This is a genomic window from Nocardia sp. NPDC019395, from assembly GCF_040632335.1.
Taxonomy (GTDB): domain Bacteria; phylum Actinomycetota; class Actinomycetes; order Mycobacteriales; family Mycobacteriaceae; genus Nocardia.
This window is the reverse complement of record NZ_JBEYBT010000004.1, coordinates 260,120-276,243: the sequence shown is the minus strand read 5'-3', so window position 1 is coordinate 276,243 and position 16,124 is coordinate 260,120. Positions and strand designations below refer to the sequence as shown.

The window sequence follows — 16,124 nt, the reverse complement described above, 5'->3', positions numbered from 1 at the left end:
TCTCCTATGCTTTCACGCGGGGGCGGATCTGCATGAGCAGATCCCATTCGATTTCCGAGACACGGCGCCCGCTGGCGGCCATGACGATATCCCGGACGGTTCCGTCCAGATGGGCCGCCGCCTGCTGGGCGAGCCCGGCGCCCCAGTAGAGCGTGCCCATAACCTTCCACCAGCGAAAGCGGTCGAGGTCGAAGGTGCCGCCGGCATCCTCGTACCCGGCCACGAAAGTATCGCGGTGGGCGAACCCGCCGAATTCCGCGGCGTCCTCCCGGAACCGCCACATGCGCAGGGCGGGCCAGGCGACATCACGCATGGGGTCGCCGAATCGCTGGGTCCCCTCCCAGTCGAGGACGGCCCGCAACCCTTCCTCGCTGACGATGAGGTTGCCGTTGCGCATATCGGTGTGGACCAGCGCGGGCCGCGGCGGCGGGCCGGGCAGCCGTTTCTCGAGCCAGCGCAGAGCGAGGGCGAAAACGGGCCGGTCGGGCAGCAGCTCCGCGACCACCGACGCCACTTCGGCGAGGTGCTCGGCGGCGGGGTCGGCCCCAGCCGCCGGGACCGAATCCGGTGCGGCCGCCGGGTCGATGAGATGCAGCCTCGCCATGGCCGCGCCCCATTGCCGGGCGGTCGACTCCGCGGTCCCGGCGGCGGCGAGGGTGCGCAGTACCCGGCGGGGCACGGTTTCGCCGTCGATATGTTCGGAGACGAGGAACGGTTCCCCGACGTAAGAGGTGTCGGTGCAGGTCGCGACGACGGCCGGTACCGGTACTCCCTCGGCCCGCGCGAGTTCCCGGACACCGGCTTCCGCGTCGACGGGCATCAGTTCGACAGCGGGCGGCACGATGGTGGCCACCAGTCGACGCGGAGTGTCCGCGACGGTGGCGGTGAAGGCGATATTGCGGCGCCGCGCTCCGGCGGAGAGAAACTGGAAATCGGAGATGGTGGCCCGGTCACCGAATTCACCGGAAAGGAAATCGGCGAGGCCACGGGCGGGATCGCGCTCCACCGTCTCCGGGCCCGGCTCGCTCATTCGCCCTCCCAGCTGTCGTAACCAGGTTTGGCGATGGCCAGATCGGCCCGCACGACCTCGGTCAATGCCTGCCAGAGCGCATCCTCGTCACCAGCCGGAACCGCCTCGAGCAGTTCCTTCTCCCGTGCCGCCGCCGCGGGCCCGAGCTCGACTTCCCGCCCCAGGATGCGGGCCAGATTCGCCCCGACCCGCGCACGATGCTGCAGATCGGGGGGCAGGGCCGGCAGCAGGGTCTCCTCCAGCAGCTCCGCGAGTGATTCCAGCAGCTCCGCTGCCGTGGGTCTGTTCTGCACTACGACTCTCCTCGATGGATTCCGGCGCCGCGGGACACGGTGGGCGTTTCCGCGGCCATCCGCCTGGAGTCCACGATCCGACCTCCTTGTCGTCTACGGGCACGAGGTGAGACAAACAGTAGAGGATGTTCTCATCGTCGCACCAGGGGTCGTAGCGAAGGCCGTGGAGGTTCAGGTGCGTAGGAGAGTCACCGCCCGGCCGTCGGGCGAGCTGACCTCGCTGAACCGCGTACGTTCGGTTATCGGCTCAGCTGTCGACCGCCGGTCGAAAATCACCAGCACACCGGTATCGAGACCCACCCGGTCCAGGTAACCGTCGAGTTGAACCAGTCCTTCCGCCAACGGGTCCGCACGCTTGTCCCGCCAGACTTTCAGCTCCAACGCCTCCCGCTGCTCGGCCCGCCGGCCATCCGCATCCGTGTACGGCTGCCGGATCAACAGGTCGATCCGCCCCCGGCCGACACCGTATTCGCGATCGATATAGCCGCCGCCGTTGACAATTCGATGCATAAATGCCATCAGCACCAGCTGTGGTGCCACCTCGTGATATCGCTGCTCCGCGGACATGACCTCCCCGTTCAGTTTCCAGAACGCCGCGAATTCCGTCAGGAGGCGCGCGAAATCCAGCCGTCCGTCTTCGAATCTGAACTGATGGGGTTCCGAGGTGATGCTGTGCTCGATACCGGCACCCAGCACCCGGAGGATTACCTCCTTGTAGATCGGATTGGCGATCCGGACAGGCTTGTCCCGGGCGACCAAACCCAGATCGGCGACATATGAGACGGCATCGTCGAACTCCGGATCGGCTTCCGGACTCGCACCCGCGATCAACGGTTCGATCACCCGGTGCACCCGCGGCTCGAGCAGTTTGGCCACCAATGAGTCCAGGTGAGTGGCTCGCGCGACGATCAATCGTTCCTTCGCCTGATCGATGTGGTCATCGGTGATGGTGGTCTGTACACCCATCCGATCGACCACCTCCGCGGCAAGTGCATTGACCAGCCACGGCTGCCCCTGGGTGTAATAGAAAGCGAGATCCAGCGCGGGCGCGCTGAATTCCTGCCCGGATTCCCTGGTGTGCTGCGTGTACAACTCGGTGACGTCCGCGCGGGTGAAGTCCCCGAGCCGCAGCGATTCCACCTTGATATTGAACGGACTAGAGGTACCCAACCGGGTCGGGTCACCGCCCGCGGCGGTCTTGTAATCGCGCACGTCCCGCAACCCGCACAACACCACCGAGTACACAAACGCCCGCCGATTCCCGGTATATCCGTCGCGCAACTGCCGCAATACGCTCACCAGGCTCGCACCCTGGAGTGCGTCGATCTCGTCGAAGAAAAGCACCAGCGGCTTCGAGCATTGTTGTACCCACGCCCGAAGTCCGGTGAGTATCCGCGAGCCGGGTTCCGCCTCCGGCCACGGTGATGGTGGCCGGAACTCGAGTTCGACGCCCGCATCTTCGGCGGCCCGGGCAACAGAGCCCAGAACCAGCCGCTCCGCGCTGCCGACATCGTCCCCGAACGGCTCCGCGATCTCGCAGGAGAACCTTACTGCCACGTAGTCGCCCGTCGCGGTCAACTGGTGGGCGAGGTCCGCCATCGTGGTGGTCTTCCCGGTCTGCCGGGGGGGCGTGCAACACGAAATACTGGCCACGCGCTATGTACCTGCACGCCTCGGGTAGACGCTCGACCGAGGGAAGCATGTAGTGCCACTCCGCGTCACAGGGACCGGTCGTATTGAAATACTTCATGCCACCCCTAACTCGTCTCCCACCGGTCCGCCGTGGACCCGTTCAGCAGACTACGTGACGACGCCGCCACCAGGTCAGGTCATCCGCGGCCGACCGAGAGGACAGCTTCGGGTTCACCCGCCGCCACTATTCGACCACCGCGCAGCAGCACACAGTGGTCGGCGTGCCGCACATCGGCCCGGTCATGAGTGGCGTGGACGACCGTGATCCCGGCGGCCGCGGCTTCGCGCACGGCGGCACCGATGGCCTCCTGCGCGGCAGTGTCCAGCCCGATACTCGGTTCGTCGAGCAGCAGGAGGTCGGATTGCTGGGCAAGCGCGCGGGCCAGGAGGACGCGTTGCCGCTGGCCGCCCGACAGAGTGTCGAGTCTGCGTTCGGACAGGTCGGCGATATCCATGCGCGCCAGGCAGTCCGCCACCACCGTCCGGTCGGCGCGGGTGAGGCGGCGCCAGAGGCCGCGTTGCGCCCAGCGTCCCATGGCGACGGTTTCGCCGGCGGTGATCGGCAGGGTCGGTGGTATGGCCTGTTGCTGGACGACCAGGGCCGGGCGGCTGCCGCCAGGGCGGGACACCGATCCGGCTGTCGGCGCGAGGATGCCGGCGAGTACCGCCAGCAGGGTGGATTTACCCGAGCCGTTGGGTCCCATCAGCGCGGTCACGCGGCCGCCCGGCAATATCGCGGTGACCTCGGACAACACGGGGTTTCCCGGGTATCCCGCTGCCAGATCGGTGATTTCGATATCGGCCGTGCGCATGCTGTGACTCCCGCGACATACTTGTAATGATAATCGTTATCAGTTTACAGTCTTCGATCATGGATTGGCTGATCACCCCGTTCGAGGTGTCCTTCGTACAACGAGCCCTCTGGGGTGGACTGCTCGTTTCGTGCCTGTGTGCGCTCGCCGGGACCTGGGTCGTGGTGCGCGGTATGGCGTTCCTCGGTGAAGCCATGGCGCACGGCATGCTGCCCGGGGTGGCCGCCGCCGCACTGCTCGGTGGGAATCTGCTGCTCGGTGCGTTGATCAGCGCCTCGGCCATGGCGGCCGGGGTTTCGGTACTCAGCCGTAACCGCCGGCTGTCGACCGATACCGGGATCGGGCTGCTGTTCGTGGGGATGCTCGCGACCGGGGTGATCCTGATATCACGGTCGCAATCGTTCGCGGTGGATCTGACCGGATTCCTGTTCGGCGATGTTCTCGCCACCCGGCCGCGGGATCTGGGATTCCTGCTGGCGGCCCTGGCGGTCGCGCTGGTGATCACCGTGGCGGGCCATCGCGCGTTCGTCGCGCTGAGTTTCGATCCGCGTACCGCGCATACGCTGGGACTGCGTCCACGAGCCGCGCAGATCGCGCTGCTGGGATTGCTCACGCTGGCGATCGCGGCGTCGTTCCATATCGTCGGCACGCTGCTCGTCCTGGGTCTTCTTGTCGCTCCCCCGGCCGCGGCCACCTACTTCACCCATCGGATCCCCCGGATCATGATGCTGGCAGCGGGAATCGGATCGTTTTCCACCGTGGCGGGCCTGCTGGTGTCCTGGCACGCGGGCACCGCGGCAGGAGCGACGATCGCCGCGATCGCGGTCGCGATATTCTTCGTTTCCGCCCTGGCAGCGCGAATTCGCAACGCGGTACAGGTCCGTACCGGGCGATCCGGAACCGGTCCCGGCGCAGGCGATCCCGGCACGGACAATTCCAGCGCACCCGGCCCGGACGTACACGGTTCCGGCACAGTCAGTTCCGGCACAACACGCGACGCTCACGCTTCCAGCGCGGGCCGTACCGGCAACGATGACTCCGCCGCACGCGATTCCAGCGCAGGCGATCTCGGTGCGGCCGTCACCGGGCCAGGTGATTCCAGCGCTCAGGATTCCCGCTCCGGTGCTCGTCGGCGGTGGCGCGGGAAGACCCGGGTGTGGGGTGGGAAAGCCGTTGCGCGTGCGTCGCTCTCCGCGCTGCTGGTGGTGCCGGTCGCCGCCTGCGGGAGCGAGGAACAGCCGGCCGAGCCGGTACCGCACGGATACGTCGAGGGTGCCGAGGAGAGCGCGAGCGCCCAGCCGCGGCTGGTGATCGCCGACCGGGATTCGGGTGCGGTCCGGCTACTGGATCTGGTGTCCGAGGAGACTACGACCCTGGACGAGGTCCCGGGTGTCGCCGGTCTCGCCGGGGACGGGCGTTACGCCTACTTCGCCGCCGGGCGGGAGACCACCGTCGTGGACAGCGGCAGTTGGGTGGTCGACCACGGCGACCATGTGCACTACTACCGGGCGCAGCCGCGTCGCATAGGCGTCGTCGACGGTGTCGTCCGGTCCGCGCACAGCGATACCGAGGTGGCGGCCGCGGTCCTCGACTCCGGAAGCACCGCACTGGCGGACCGCACCGCGCTCGACGCGGGCGAGCTGCGACCCGGACCCGTAGTGCCCGGTACCTCCGTTCCCTACGGTGGACATCTGCTCGTCGCACCGCCCGGCTCGGAGCAGATCGAGGTCCGCAGCCGCGAAGACGAGCCGGTGCGGACGCTGACACCGGTCTGCCCCGATCCCGGCGGACATACGGTGACCCGCCGGGGCGCGGTGTTCTCCTGCGCCGACGGCGCCCTGCTGGTGACCGAACGCGACGACGAGTTCACGGCCGAGAAACTGCCGTACCCGCCCGGCACGACAGGGAGTGCGGAGGAGTTCTTCCACCGGACCGGCAGCGATGTACTGGTCGCGGTCCGGGACGCGCGAGTGCTGGTTCTCGATATCGGACGGCGGTCCTGGCGGCCGATCGACACCGGCCCGGTGACCGCCGCGACGACGGCGGGCGCGGGCACCGCGATCCTCGCCCTGACCCCGGACGGTGTGCTGCACGCCTACGACCCGGAAACCGGGGTGGAGACAGCCCACAACCGGGTGCTGCCGGGGCCGGTGGACCCCGCTGCGCCGCCGATCCTGCTGGTCGATACCGACCGCGCCTACGTCAACGACCCGGCCACCCGGGAGATCCACGAGATCGACTACGCCGACAACCTGCGAGTAGCCCGTGATTTCGCACTCGATATCGACCCCGATCTGATGGTGGAGACCGGCCGATGACAAGCACTCTCCGGCTCTGCGCCGCACTCCTGGCCGGCGTTCTCGCCCTGACCGGCTGCGGTATCTCCGATTCCGGCGGCGGTGGGGTCGTGGTGACCACCGATATCCTCGGCGATATCACCCGGGCCGTGGTCGGTGACACCGCCCCGGTCACCGTCCTGATGCCGCCGGGTTCGGATCCGCATTCCTTCGCACTCTCCGCACAGGAAGCGGCAGTGCTGGACGACGCCGATCTCATCGTCGAGAACGGGCTGGGCCTCGAGGAAGGTTTGGCTCGTCATGTGACCACGGCCGCCGAAGCCGGGGTCACAACCCTCGCGGTGGGTCCCCGGATCGACCCGCTCCCCTATCGTTCCGGCGATGCCGCCGGCGCGCCGGACCCGCATTTCTGGACCGACCCTCAGCGTGTCCACCGGGCAGTGCAGGTGATCCGCGATCAGGTGATCGAATCGGTTCCGGATATCGACGCGGCCGCCGTACGCGCGAACGCCGACCGGTATCTCGCCGAATTGGACGTCTTGCGGGGGTGGATGTCCGACCGGTTCGCCACCGTCGCGGCCGATCGTCGCAAGCTGGTCACCAATCATCACGTATTCGGTTATCTCGCCGAACGTTTCGGCTTCGAGGTGGTAGGCGCGGTGATCCCGGGCGGGACCACGCTGGCGTCCCCGAGCGCCGCGGATCTCGCCGATCTGGCGACGGCCGTTCGCACCACCGGCGTCCCCGCGATCTTCGTCGATTCCGCCCGGCCCGACCGTCTCGCCCGGGCACTCGCCGAACAGGCCGGTGTCGAGGTGCGCATCGTCGGACTGTATTCGGAATCGCTGACCGCGCCGGGCGGGGGCGCGGCCACCTACCTGGAAATGATGCGCGCCAACACCACCGCGATGGTGGACGGCCTGGCGCCCGCGTAGCCACTCACCGCTGCGATATTCCGCCGCCGCAGCCGGCACGAAGAAGATGAGGGAGCGTTATGCACAATCGGTCGGGTACGAAACGGGCGGCCGCGCTGTCCGGTCTGTTCACCGCGGTCGTCGCGTTGAGCGGCTGCGGTGGCGATGATTCCGGCACGGAGACCACGATCGCCGAACCGCTGGCGGTCACCTATGACGGCGGTATCCACGTCTTGGACGGAACGACCCTGGCCCCGGGCGGCGGCGTGGAGCTGTCCGGATTCAACCGGGTCAATCCGGCGGGCGACGACCGGCATATCGTCGTCTCGACGGGTGACAGTTTCCGGATTCTCGACGCGGTGACGGCACAGTTCACCGATATCGAATTCCCCGCACCGAAACCGGGCCACGTCGTCCGCCATGCCGGGCGTACCGTGCTGTTCTCGGACGGGACCGGAAAGGTGATCTCCTTCGATCCCGCCGATCTCGGCGGCGGCGAACCGGAGACGCGCGAATATCAAGCCGCCGAGCCGCATCACGGGGTCGCGGTGGAACTGGAGAGCGGTGAGCTCGCCGTCACGCTCGGGACCGCGGAGGAGCGGACCGGACTGGCGATCCTGGACGCCGATCGCACGGAGATCGCGCGCAACGAGAAATGCCCCGGAGTACACGGGGAGGCCACAGCGGCGGGCGACACCCTGGTTGTCGGTTGCGAGAACGGCGTGCTGGTCTACCGGGACGGCAAACTCACCAAGGTGACGAGCCCGGATCCGTACGGCCGGATCGGTAACCAGGCCGGCAGCGAGGTATCGCCGATCGTGCTCGGCGACTACAAGACCGATGAACATGCGGAACTGGAACGCCCCGAGAAGATCTCGTTGATCGATACCGAGAAGGGGACGATGCGGCTTGTCGATCTGGGCACGAGCTACACTTTCCGGTCGCTGGCACGGGGCCCGCAGGGTGAGGCGCTGGTACTCGGCACCGACGGTGCCATCCATATCCTCGACCCGCAGTCCGGCGCGGTCACCCGGACCATCGACGTCCTGGACCCGTGGCAGGAACCCATCGACTGGCAGCAGCCGCGGCCGGCGCTGTTCGTGCGTGGCGGCATCGCCTACGTATCCGACCCGGCCACCGAGCAGCTCCACCGCATCGACCTGGCGACCGGTGCGGTGACCCAGTCGGTGACGCTGCCCGAGATCCCGAACGAGATCAGCGGCGTGAGCTCCTGATCTACGCGCCGCCGCCGGTCGGCGGTACGGCACGCGGGGCGGACCCGGCGACCCGGCCGGGCCGCCCCGCGCTGCGACGCTGCCCACGGGGTGCACAATGTCAGGACAGCTGGGATCAGGCGAGGTCGCCGGGGTGAAACCCGACCGGGAGGAGCGAGCATGATCGTCCGGAAGTATTCGGCGGCCCGGGCCGGCGCCGTGGCCGTGGCCGCCGCCGTGATATCCGGGGGCGGCACCGCCGCGGCACAGTCCGACGACCTCAACAGCTACACCCCGGTGGATCCAGCGTCCTACCACGACCCCGACCCCCGGTACGGCGAATCCGTCTTCTTCACCGCTCCCGACGGCCGGCACTGCGGCATCCTGTGGATGGGCGGCCCGGCCGGCTGTGACGCGGTTCCCATCGACGCACCGCCCCGGACCACCCAGCTGCGGACCGCGATCGAGGAACCGGCGCATTTCGTCGCCGCCGAAGCACCGACGTTCACTTTGCCGGGCGCCCAGGTGCTGCCCGAGGGCCATCGGATCACGGTGGAGAACACCACCTGCGGCGTCGGCTTCCAGGGCACGGTGAGCTGCGCGGCCGGCGCACACGGTTTCACCCTGGCCACCACCTACAGCGTGCTGCGGTGAGCAGCGGAATGTCTGCGCACCAGCCGTCCGCGCGGCCCGGAGAGCAGTCACCGCACCAGACCTCGGGCGGTTGGCGGCCCGCGGTATCGGCGACCCTGCACTGCCTCACCGGCTGCGCGATCGGTGAGGTACTCGGCATGGTGATCGGTACCGCCCTGGGCCTGCACAACGCGGCGACGGTGGTGCTCTCGGTACTGCTGGCGTTTGTGTTCGGCTATGCGCTGACCATGCGCGGTGTCCTCCGGGCCGGTGTCGGCCTGCGGCGGGCACTGCGGGTGGCGCTGGCCGCGGATACCGTCTCCATCGCGGTCATGGAGCTGGTGGACAACCTGATCATGGTCGTGGTTCCGGGCGCACTGGACGCCGGGCTCGCCAACTGGCTGTTCTGGGGGTCGCTGGTCTTCTCGCTCGCGATCGCGTTCGTGGTGACAGTGCCGGTGAACAAATGGATGATCGGCCGCGGGCTCGGGCACGCGGTCGTCCACGAGTATCACCACCACTGACGCCACGACCCCGGCCCCTGGCGAGTTCGACTGCCGGACACCTCCCCCACGGGCCTTCCCGCCCTAGGCTGGTGGACGATCCGACGAACGGCAGGGATGCGAATGTCCGAGGTAATCGGTAAGGGTGCGAATACGGCATTACGGGGCGGACGGTTACAGATATCGGCGACACCGGCCGGAATCGACCTCACCGTGTTGTGCCTGCGGGAGAACGGAAAGGTCGGTGGCGACGACGATTTCGTCTTCTACAACCAGCCGGTCTCACCGGATGGCGCGGTACGCCTGGTGGACGGTGCGATCTCGATCGATCTGTCCGCGGTCACCCCCGGCAGCCACCGGCTGGTGGTCGCCGCGTCGGTGGATACCGGATCGTTCGGCACGATCGCGCTCGCGGTGCGGATCACCGAAGAGGGTGGCGGATCCTACGAGCTGCCCATCACCGGCCTGACCGCGGAGACCACGGTGCAACTCGCGGAGGTGTACCGGCGGGCGGGCGGATGGAAACTGCGCAATATCGGCCAGGGATATGCGACCGGATTGGCAGGACTGGCCACCGATTTCGGTATCACGGTCGACGGCGAACCCACCGCACCGGCATCGCCGCCGGCCGCCCCCACCGCGCCGGCACCGGACGCGGGCGCCCCTCCGGCCGATCAGGGGTTCACCCCACCACCGGCACCCGGGTCTCCGGTCCTCTCGTCCGCACCGGGATATCCGCCACCGAACGCGCCCGGATATCCGCCACCGGCACCGGCGGGGTATCCGCCCGCTCCGGCGGCAGGCAGCCCACCGGCCGGATCTGCGGTGCCGCCGGCTCCGGTGTCCGTTCCCCGGCCCCAGCCCGGGGTGAACTTCAGCAAGGGCGCCGTAACCCTCACCAAGGGCGCCGGACCGGTGCTCCTGGAGAAGTCCCCGCTCGTCCGGCTGCGGGTGGCGTGGGCCAGCGGTACCGACTACGAGGCCTATGCCCTGGTGGTCCTGACGGGCGGAAAGGTCGTACATGTGGCCACTTTCCCGGCCGCCGGGATCCCGGCGAATCCACAGCACGGCGATCTGGTGCGCCATCTCGGTGACCGCGGCCGGGGCGATATCCAGCGCGGCGGCGGGCAGACCGAGGAGATCATCGAGGTGCGGTTGTCGCCCGAGATCGTGGCCGTGGTCCCGGTGGCGTATTCGGCGATCAACAACGGGACCGGTTCGTTCCACAAATACCGCGTGACGCTGTCCATCGAGAGCGGGGCGGATACGGTGACCATCCCGGCCGACCAGGCGAAGAAGTCGAGCTGGATCTTCACCTGTGTCCCGGGGATCGTCTACAACCGGCCCGAAGGTGTCCTCATCGAACGCCTGGAGCTTTACAGCCGTCGCTTCTCCGAACACCGGCCGGCCGTCACGCTGCAGCCCGACGGGCAGGTGGAGGTGCGGATGGACAAGGGCCCGGTGAACCAGTTCAAAGCCGACCGAACGTGAGTCGCGGGAGCTTTGCGAGTGATCGGTCCGGCCGCCGTTGGCCGGCCGTGCACCGTCTCGCCTGAGCGGCCCGTGATGCCCTGACCACCGGGTGAGATCGGTGACGCGAGAGGATTGTGCCGTGACAGATTCCGCCGAATACCCGCCCTTCACCTATGCGGAGGTCGGCGCTACCCGTGGCGAATTGCCCGACGGCTATCACCATCTCCGCCTGCGGCGCCGGCTGGGCCACGGCCGCACCGAGTTCCGGCGGTTCGGCGACGCCGTCCTCGCCTACCGGATGCAGCGCGGCCTGCGGTTGCTCGCCGGCGCGGAAACGCCCCGGGCGGAACCGGGGACCGGTGTCCGGGTTCGGCTCGGTATCGGCCGGCTCGGCCTGATCGCGCCGTGCCGGGTGGTCTACGTCGTCGACGAGGACGATCGCCGCGGCTTCGCCTACGGCACCTTGCCGGGACATCCCGAATCCGGCGAGGAGCTGTTCGCTGTCGAGTACGACCGTGCTACGGACGCGGTGTACGGCGTGGTCACCGCGTTCTCCCGGCCCGCCACCTGGTACACCCGGCTCGGCGGACCGGTGGCCCGCGGGTTTCAACGCCTCGCCGCCGAAGGGTACCTCGCGGTTTTGCGCCGCACCCCCGACGATGCGCCGCCCGTACGGTGATTCCGGCCCGGACCGCGCGCCGACACAACCCCGCTGTCCTTTCAAATATTGCAATTATTGATGAACTAGTGGTTTCGCTATAAACTCGCGGCTATGGTGCACATTTCCGGCCGTAAGCGGCTGCTGTGACGGCCCCCCGGCGGGGACGGGTTACCCAGCATCGGGTGGCACAGACCGTTGCGGCGGAATTGCGCACGCGGATCCTCAACGGCACCGACGATTACCGCCTCCCGACCCAGGATCAACTGGTGCAGGAATTCGGTGTCTCCTATCCCTCGATCCGCGAGGCCATCCGCATTCTGGAAACCGAGGGTCTGGTCACCGTGCGCCGCGGAAATGTGGGCGGCGCGGAAGTGCACCGGCCCGACGAGACCTCGGCGGCATATCATCTCGGGCTCGCCCTGCAGGGTGGGCGGGTGACGCTCCGCGATCTGGCCTCCGGCCTGCAGATGCTCGAACCGATGTGCGCGGCCGAATGCGCCCGGCGCGAGGATCGCCTCGAGGTCGTGGTGCCCGCACTCACCGAGAACATCGAGAAATCGCGGGATCTGGTGGATGACGGGGTCGCCTTCACCCAGACCGCGCGCGAATTCCACGACATGGTGGTGTCGTTCACGCCGAACGCCACGGTCCGCTATGTGGTGAGCAGCCTGGTCGCGCTGTGGTCGGCGCAGGAAGAGGCGTGGGCCGAAGCGTTGACCGGCCGCGGCGAGTATCCGTCGGCGGAACAGGCGCGGGCCGCGGTGCGGACCCATCAGAAGATCGTCGACGATATCGCCTCCGGCCAGGCCTCGGCCGCCGAACATATGGCCTGCGCGCATCTGGCGGCGACCCAGGCGCTACTGCTGAACCGTTTCGACGACGGTATCGTGAACGCGTCGTCCACCATGGCCCAGCAGGCGATACGCGGCGCCCAGGGGATCCGCCGCTGATCTAGAGTCGAGCCTCGCTCGGCATCTCGGTGACCGGGCCCGGATCGAACGCACGGATCATCGCGTCCTGGGTGAACGACGCGATCAACCTGCCACCCTCGGTGCTGACCTGACCGCGGATATACGCGGTACCCGCTCCCACGTAGGTCGCCTCATGGTGATAGCGCAACCAGCCGTCCCATTTCACGGGGTCGTGGAAGGTGACGGAGATACCCATCGGCGCTGTCGACAGGGTGTGATGGGCCTGGGCGGTGCCGATTCCGGGATGCGGCCGCAACGCGGTGGAGATGCCGAGATGGCCGGTGAAATGAGCGAGGACGGCACGGTGCAGTTCGTCGCGCGCCGGAACCTCGTCGTAGCGCAGCCATGCGTCCACCACCGGCGGGCCCACTTCGCCCGGGTCGTTGATATCGGTGCTACCGACGATGCGGACCTCCCGGCCCGGCAGGGGCAGGGCGGCGGCCGGAACGGCGTCGTCGGGACCGGCCACCGGCAATCCGGCCGGTTCGTCGCTGCGGATCAGGTCGGGTTGTGGATTGTCCAGCAGCACAGTGCAACTCGTGCGCACCTTCAGCTCCTGGCGGACCGTCACGGTGGCACTGGCGAAACTGCGGCCGGTCTTGATCGGGGTGACGGTGAAGTCCAGCGGGATATCGGGGTCGGCGGCGGAGACGAACAGCGCGTGCGCGGTCCGCACCGTACGGCCGGGCAGCGCCTTGGCGGCGGCGACGATGCTCTGCCCGAGAATCTGACTGCCGTCGACCACCCGCCGGGTACCGCCGTCACTGTCGCCGAGGTAGCGCGCCGGAACCACCGGGTCGGGCCGGACATCGAAGATCTCCACCATCCGCGCCATCGAGGATTCGGGCTCGGCCCCGAAATCCGGCAGGTCCGCGGCGCTCATGACCGCACCCCCGTGTACCGGCCGCTTCCGAGCACCACCTGGACGACGCTCTGGTCGAACGCGATATACCCGGCCAGCCGGGCGACCGGCGGATGCGGCTTCGGATAGGTCCAGGCGATCCACGGGCGATCACTGCGGGGCAGCGTCCAATACGACGCCTGCCCTTTGAACGGGCAGACCGTATGCAGTTCGACCGATTCGAGCAGTTCCAGGTTGACCGCGTCCGGCGGGAAGTACACCACCAGGCCGTGATCCTGTTCGTCCACCAGCAGACACGCGTCGCTGGTCGCCAGTTCCCGGCCGGCGAGTGTCGCCGTGAACGTATTGGTGCGGGCGAGCAGGTCCACCCGGTAGTCGGGGTGATCCCGATACCCGGAGGGTACGGCCTCTTCGTTCATTTGCTGCTCCGAACATCGCTGCGCCGAATCTCGGCTGTTGCTCGAGACCGAACCGCCCGGCGTGAGCACGATCTGCCGGGCGATTCACCGATCTCACTGTCGTACGGGAAGGTACGCCTCGATATCGGGGTCCGGCCGGACCCCGAACGAACGCATCGCCATGGCCAGCATCGCGTACGTACCCACGGTGAAGACGATATCCATCATCTGCTGTTCGTCGAAGTCGCCCGCCAGCGCCTGCCAGGTGTCCTCCCCGACCGTGCCCGCTTCCCGCAGCTCGTCGGCCGCCCGCAGCAACGCCGCCTCGAGCGGTGTCCATCCGGTCGCGTCCGGGCCCGCGGCGATCCGGCGGATCTCCTCGTCGGACAGTCCCACATTTCCACCGAGCACCGCGTGCTGGGCCCATTCGTAGTCGCTCTCCCAGAGGTGCGCTACTCGCAGGATCAGCATCTCACGCTGCCTGTCGGACAGTTTGCCGCCGTAGAGCAGGTGTCCGTTGAACGGGAGGAACGCCATGGTGAACGCGGGGTACCGGGCGAGAGTCCCGAGCAGATTGGTTCCCGACTTCGTATTGGCGGGCGCGGGGCCGCCGTGGTGCACCTGAGACCGGAAATCGGCGAAGAACGCGCGCAGTTCCGCCGACCATTCCGCGGGTTTCAGCGGGGGTATCCGCTCCATATCCAACTCCTTTTCCACCGGGGTCCCGGATTCGTTCACGTGTTCCGTCCCCCGTTCACGCCGATCACCTGTCCGGTGATGTAACCCGCGTCCTCGCTGGTCAGAAACGCGCAGGTGGCGGCGATATCCTCCGGTCTGCCGATCCGGCCGACCGGCGTATTCGCCACCTGCCGGTCGAGATCGAATACCCCGTTGTCCAGTGCGCCCCGCATCATGGGCGTTTCGATGAAACCGGGCGGGATGGTATTCACGGTGATACCGCTGCGCCCGAATTCCAGGGCCAGCACCTTGGTGAGTCCGATCATCCCGGATTTGGAGGACACATACGCGGCCATACCGGGCACTCCGCTGTGCGTACTCGACGACGAGATATTGACGATCCGGCCCCACCCGGCGGCGACCATCTCGGGCAGTACGACCTGACAGCAGTGGAACGCACTGGTGAGGTTCGTCGCCAGCACCCGGTTCCAGGTGTCGATATCGAGTTCCAGGAACGGCCCGGAGACGGTGATACCCGCACAGTTCACCAGGATCGAGGGCGAACCGAGCTCGGAACCGACCTGTGCCACACCGGTTTCCACGGCCGTTCGATCGGCGACATCCACCGCGAAACCGGCGGCTTTTCCACCCTCGGCACATATCTCGGCGGCCGCGGCGGCCGCGGCCTCCCCGTTGATATCGAATACGGCGACAGCGGCACCGTCCGCGGCCAGGCGACGACTGATGGCACCGCCGATTCCGGACGCACCACCGGTGACGATCGCGACGCGGGTCATGCTGTGCCTCCTGCTCGTGCGCGAGTCCCTGCGTGGTGACGCTCGGCTTCCGTCTCCGGGCCCGATTCACTCATGCGATGGGCTCCGATCCGAGCACTGTGGACCGCGACATCCGCCGGGGCTGTGAACGGTCGAATTCACAGGCCCGGTGCACCAGGCCCGTGTTGTCCCACAGAACCATGTCGCCCACGGACCAGGTGTGGGTGTAGACGCGGTCCGGTGTGGTCGCGCGGTGCTCCAGATCGTCGAGCAGCTCTCGGCCGGCCGGATCGGTGCCGTCGATATGGGAAGCAGTGGCTCCGAAAACCATAGATCGGCGGCCGGATTCGTGCTCCCACACCAGCGGATGGATCCGCTGCGGCCAGCGGTCCCAGTCGGCGAGTTCTTCGGGTGTGGGATTCGGATGGCTCAGCTTCTGGATCCGCGCCATCCGGTGCACGACCCGGGTATCGGCCAGCTGCTCCTTCTCCCGATCGGTCAGCTTCTCGTAGGCGAGATAGGTGCTGGCAAACGCCGTTTCGCCACCCTCCTCGGTGATCACCCGGGCACTCATGATCGATGTTTTGGCGATCATCTTGTCCAGGCACCCGTCGATATGCCAGAAATCGTTGCTCGGGAAATACGGCGCCAGCGGATTACCGGGATCGAAACTGATCTCCATCACATTCTTGTTCGGGAACTTCGGAAATACAGCCAGCTCCCCCAGTTTCGCGCCGAACTCGACCTGCGCCGCGTCCGAGGCGTGCAACTCACGGAAAAGTACAACTCCGTAGCGCTCGAGCAGCTCTTCACAGATTTCCGGCAGATCAGGATCGGTGACGAGCCGCTCGGCGTCGACATCGAGAACCTCGACACCGACCTGTTCACTCAGTTCTCGCGTGGCGACTGCCGGCATG

17 protein-coding genes are annotated in these 16,124 nt (G+C 67.6%); 8 read left to right on the top strand and 9 right to left on the bottom strand.

Annotated elements, in window-relative coordinates; all coding sequences use genetic code 11:
• Nucleotides 1-4: 4 nt before the first annotated feature.
• The 4 genes from ABZ827_RS14715 to aztA all read right to left on the bottom strand — a co-directional run bounded on the left by ABZ827_RS14715 (nucleotide 5) and on the right by aztA (nucleotide 3,827).
• The gene (locus ABZ827_RS14715; RefSeq protein ID WP_357237128.1) at nucleotides 5-1,030 is read right to left on the bottom strand and encodes a phosphotransferase family protein; all 1,026 of its coding nucleotides are present in this window, start codon (nucleotides 1,028-1,030) and stop codon (nucleotides 5-7) included.
• Nucleotides 1,027-1,323 carry a DUF6285 domain-containing protein gene (locus ABZ827_RS14710; RefSeq protein ID WP_357237127.1) on the bottom strand — a complete coding sequence of 99 codons (297 nt, stop codon included), beginning with the start codon at nucleotides 1,321-1,323 and terminating at the stop codon, nucleotides 1,027-1,029. Before ABZ827_RS14710 ends, ABZ827_RS14715 begins: the two co-directional genes overlap by 4 nt.
• 171 nt (nucleotides 1,324-1,494) lie before the next feature.
• Nucleotides 1,495-2,922, bottom strand: a complete 1,428-nt coding sequence (locus ABZ827_RS14705; RefSeq protein ID WP_357237125.1) for an ATP-binding protein — start codon at nucleotides 2,920-2,922, stop codon at nucleotides 1,495-1,497.
• Between the two features lie 230 nt (nucleotides 2,923-3,152).
• Nucleotides 3,153-3,827: a zinc ABC transporter ATP-binding protein AztA gene (aztA, locus tag ABZ827_RS14700; protein WP_357237123.1), complete on the bottom strand. Its 675-nt coding sequence runs from the start codon at nucleotides 3,825-3,827 to the stop codon at nucleotides 3,153-3,155.
• 59 nt (nucleotides 3,828-3,886) lie between these two features.
• Between aztA and aztB the strand changes: the two genes are divergently transcribed.
• From aztB to ABZ827_RS14660, 8 genes are all read left to right on the top strand, one after another.
• Nucleotides 3,887-6,145, top strand: coding sequence for a zinc ABC transporter permease AztB (gene aztB / locus ABZ827_RS14695; protein ID WP_357237122.1), 2,259 nt, complete (start codon nucleotides 3,887-3,889; stop codon nucleotides 6,143-6,145).
• Nucleotides 6,142-7,059, top strand: coding sequence for a zinc ABC transporter substrate-binding protein AztC (gene aztC, locus ABZ827_RS14690; RefSeq protein ID WP_357237120.1), 918 nt, complete (start codon nucleotides 6,142-6,144; stop codon nucleotides 7,057-7,059). Before aztB ends, aztC begins: the two co-directional genes overlap by 4 nt.
• Before the next feature lie 59 nt (nucleotides 7,060-7,118).
• Entirely contained in the window at nucleotides 7,119-8,273 is a 1,155-nt protein-coding gene (aztD, locus tag ABZ827_RS14685) for a zinc metallochaperone AztD (RefSeq protein WP_357237118.1), read from the top strand.
• A gap of 159 nt (nucleotides 8,274-8,432) precedes the next feature.
• Entirely contained in the window at nucleotides 8,433-8,906 is a 474-nt protein-coding gene (locus ABZ827_RS14680) for a hypothetical protein (protein WP_357237116.1), read from the top strand.
• Nucleotides 8,907-8,914: 8 nt separating this feature from the next.
• Nucleotides 8,915-9,409, top strand: a complete 495-nt coding sequence (locus ABZ827_RS14675; protein WP_357237114.1) for a DUF4396 domain-containing protein — start codon at nucleotides 8,915-8,917, stop codon at nucleotides 9,407-9,409.
• A 102-nt stretch (nucleotides 9,410-9,511) separates the two neighbouring features.
• On the top strand, nucleotides 9,512-10,879 hold the full coding sequence (locus ABZ827_RS14670) for a TerD family protein (RefSeq protein ID WP_357237113.1): 1,368 nt from the start codon (nucleotides 9,512-9,514) through the stop codon (nucleotides 10,877-10,879).
• Nucleotides 10,880-11,000: 121 nt separating this feature from the next.
• Nucleotides 11,001-11,540: a DUF1990 domain-containing protein gene (locus ABZ827_RS14665; protein WP_357237111.1), complete on the top strand. Its 540-nt coding sequence runs from the start codon at nucleotides 11,001-11,003 to the stop codon at nucleotides 11,538-11,540.
• Nucleotides 11,541-11,704: 164 nt separating this feature from the next.
• Complete coding sequence (locus ABZ827_RS14660) at nucleotides 11,705-12,472, top strand: GntR family transcriptional regulator (RefSeq protein WP_357237110.1); 768 nt, start codon at nucleotides 11,705-11,707, stop codon at nucleotides 12,470-12,472.
• 1 nt (nucleotide 12,473) lies between these two features.
• Here the strand turns inward: ABZ827_RS14660 and ABZ827_RS14655 are convergent, their stop codons facing one another.
• From ABZ827_RS14655 to ABZ827_RS14635, 5 genes are all read right to left on the bottom strand, one after another.
• On the bottom strand, nucleotides 12,474-13,376 hold the full coding sequence (locus ABZ827_RS14655; RefSeq protein WP_357237108.1) for an acyl-CoA thioesterase domain-containing protein: 903 nt from the start codon (nucleotides 13,374-13,376) through the stop codon (nucleotides 12,474-12,476).
• Nucleotides 13,373-13,774 carry a DUF427 domain-containing protein gene (locus ABZ827_RS14650; RefSeq protein WP_357237106.1) on the bottom strand — a complete coding sequence of 134 codons (402 nt, stop codon included), beginning with the start codon at nucleotides 13,772-13,774 and terminating at the stop codon, nucleotides 13,373-13,375. The genes ABZ827_RS14655 and ABZ827_RS14650 overlap by 4 nt, the downstream gene beginning before the upstream one ends.
• A 93-nt stretch (nucleotides 13,775-13,867) precedes the next feature.
• On the bottom strand, nucleotides 13,868-14,452 hold the full coding sequence (locus tag ABZ827_RS14645; RefSeq protein ID WP_357237104.1) for a carboxymuconolactone decarboxylase family protein: 585 nt from the start codon (nucleotides 14,450-14,452) through the stop codon (nucleotides 13,868-13,870).
• Nucleotides 14,453-14,487: 35 nt separating this feature from the next.
• Nucleotides 14,488-15,228 carry an SDR family NAD(P)-dependent oxidoreductase gene (locus ABZ827_RS14640; RefSeq protein ID WP_357237102.1) on the bottom strand — a complete coding sequence of 247 codons (741 nt, stop codon included), beginning with the start codon at nucleotides 15,226-15,228 and terminating at the stop codon, nucleotides 14,488-14,490.
• Nucleotides 15,229-15,298: 70 nt separating this feature from the next.
• Nucleotides 15,299-16,123, bottom strand: coding sequence for a TauD/TfdA family dioxygenase (locus tag ABZ827_RS14635; RefSeq protein ID WP_357237100.1), 825 nt, complete (start codon nucleotides 16,121-16,123; stop codon nucleotides 15,299-15,301).
• Nucleotide 16,124 lies beyond the last annotated feature (1 nt).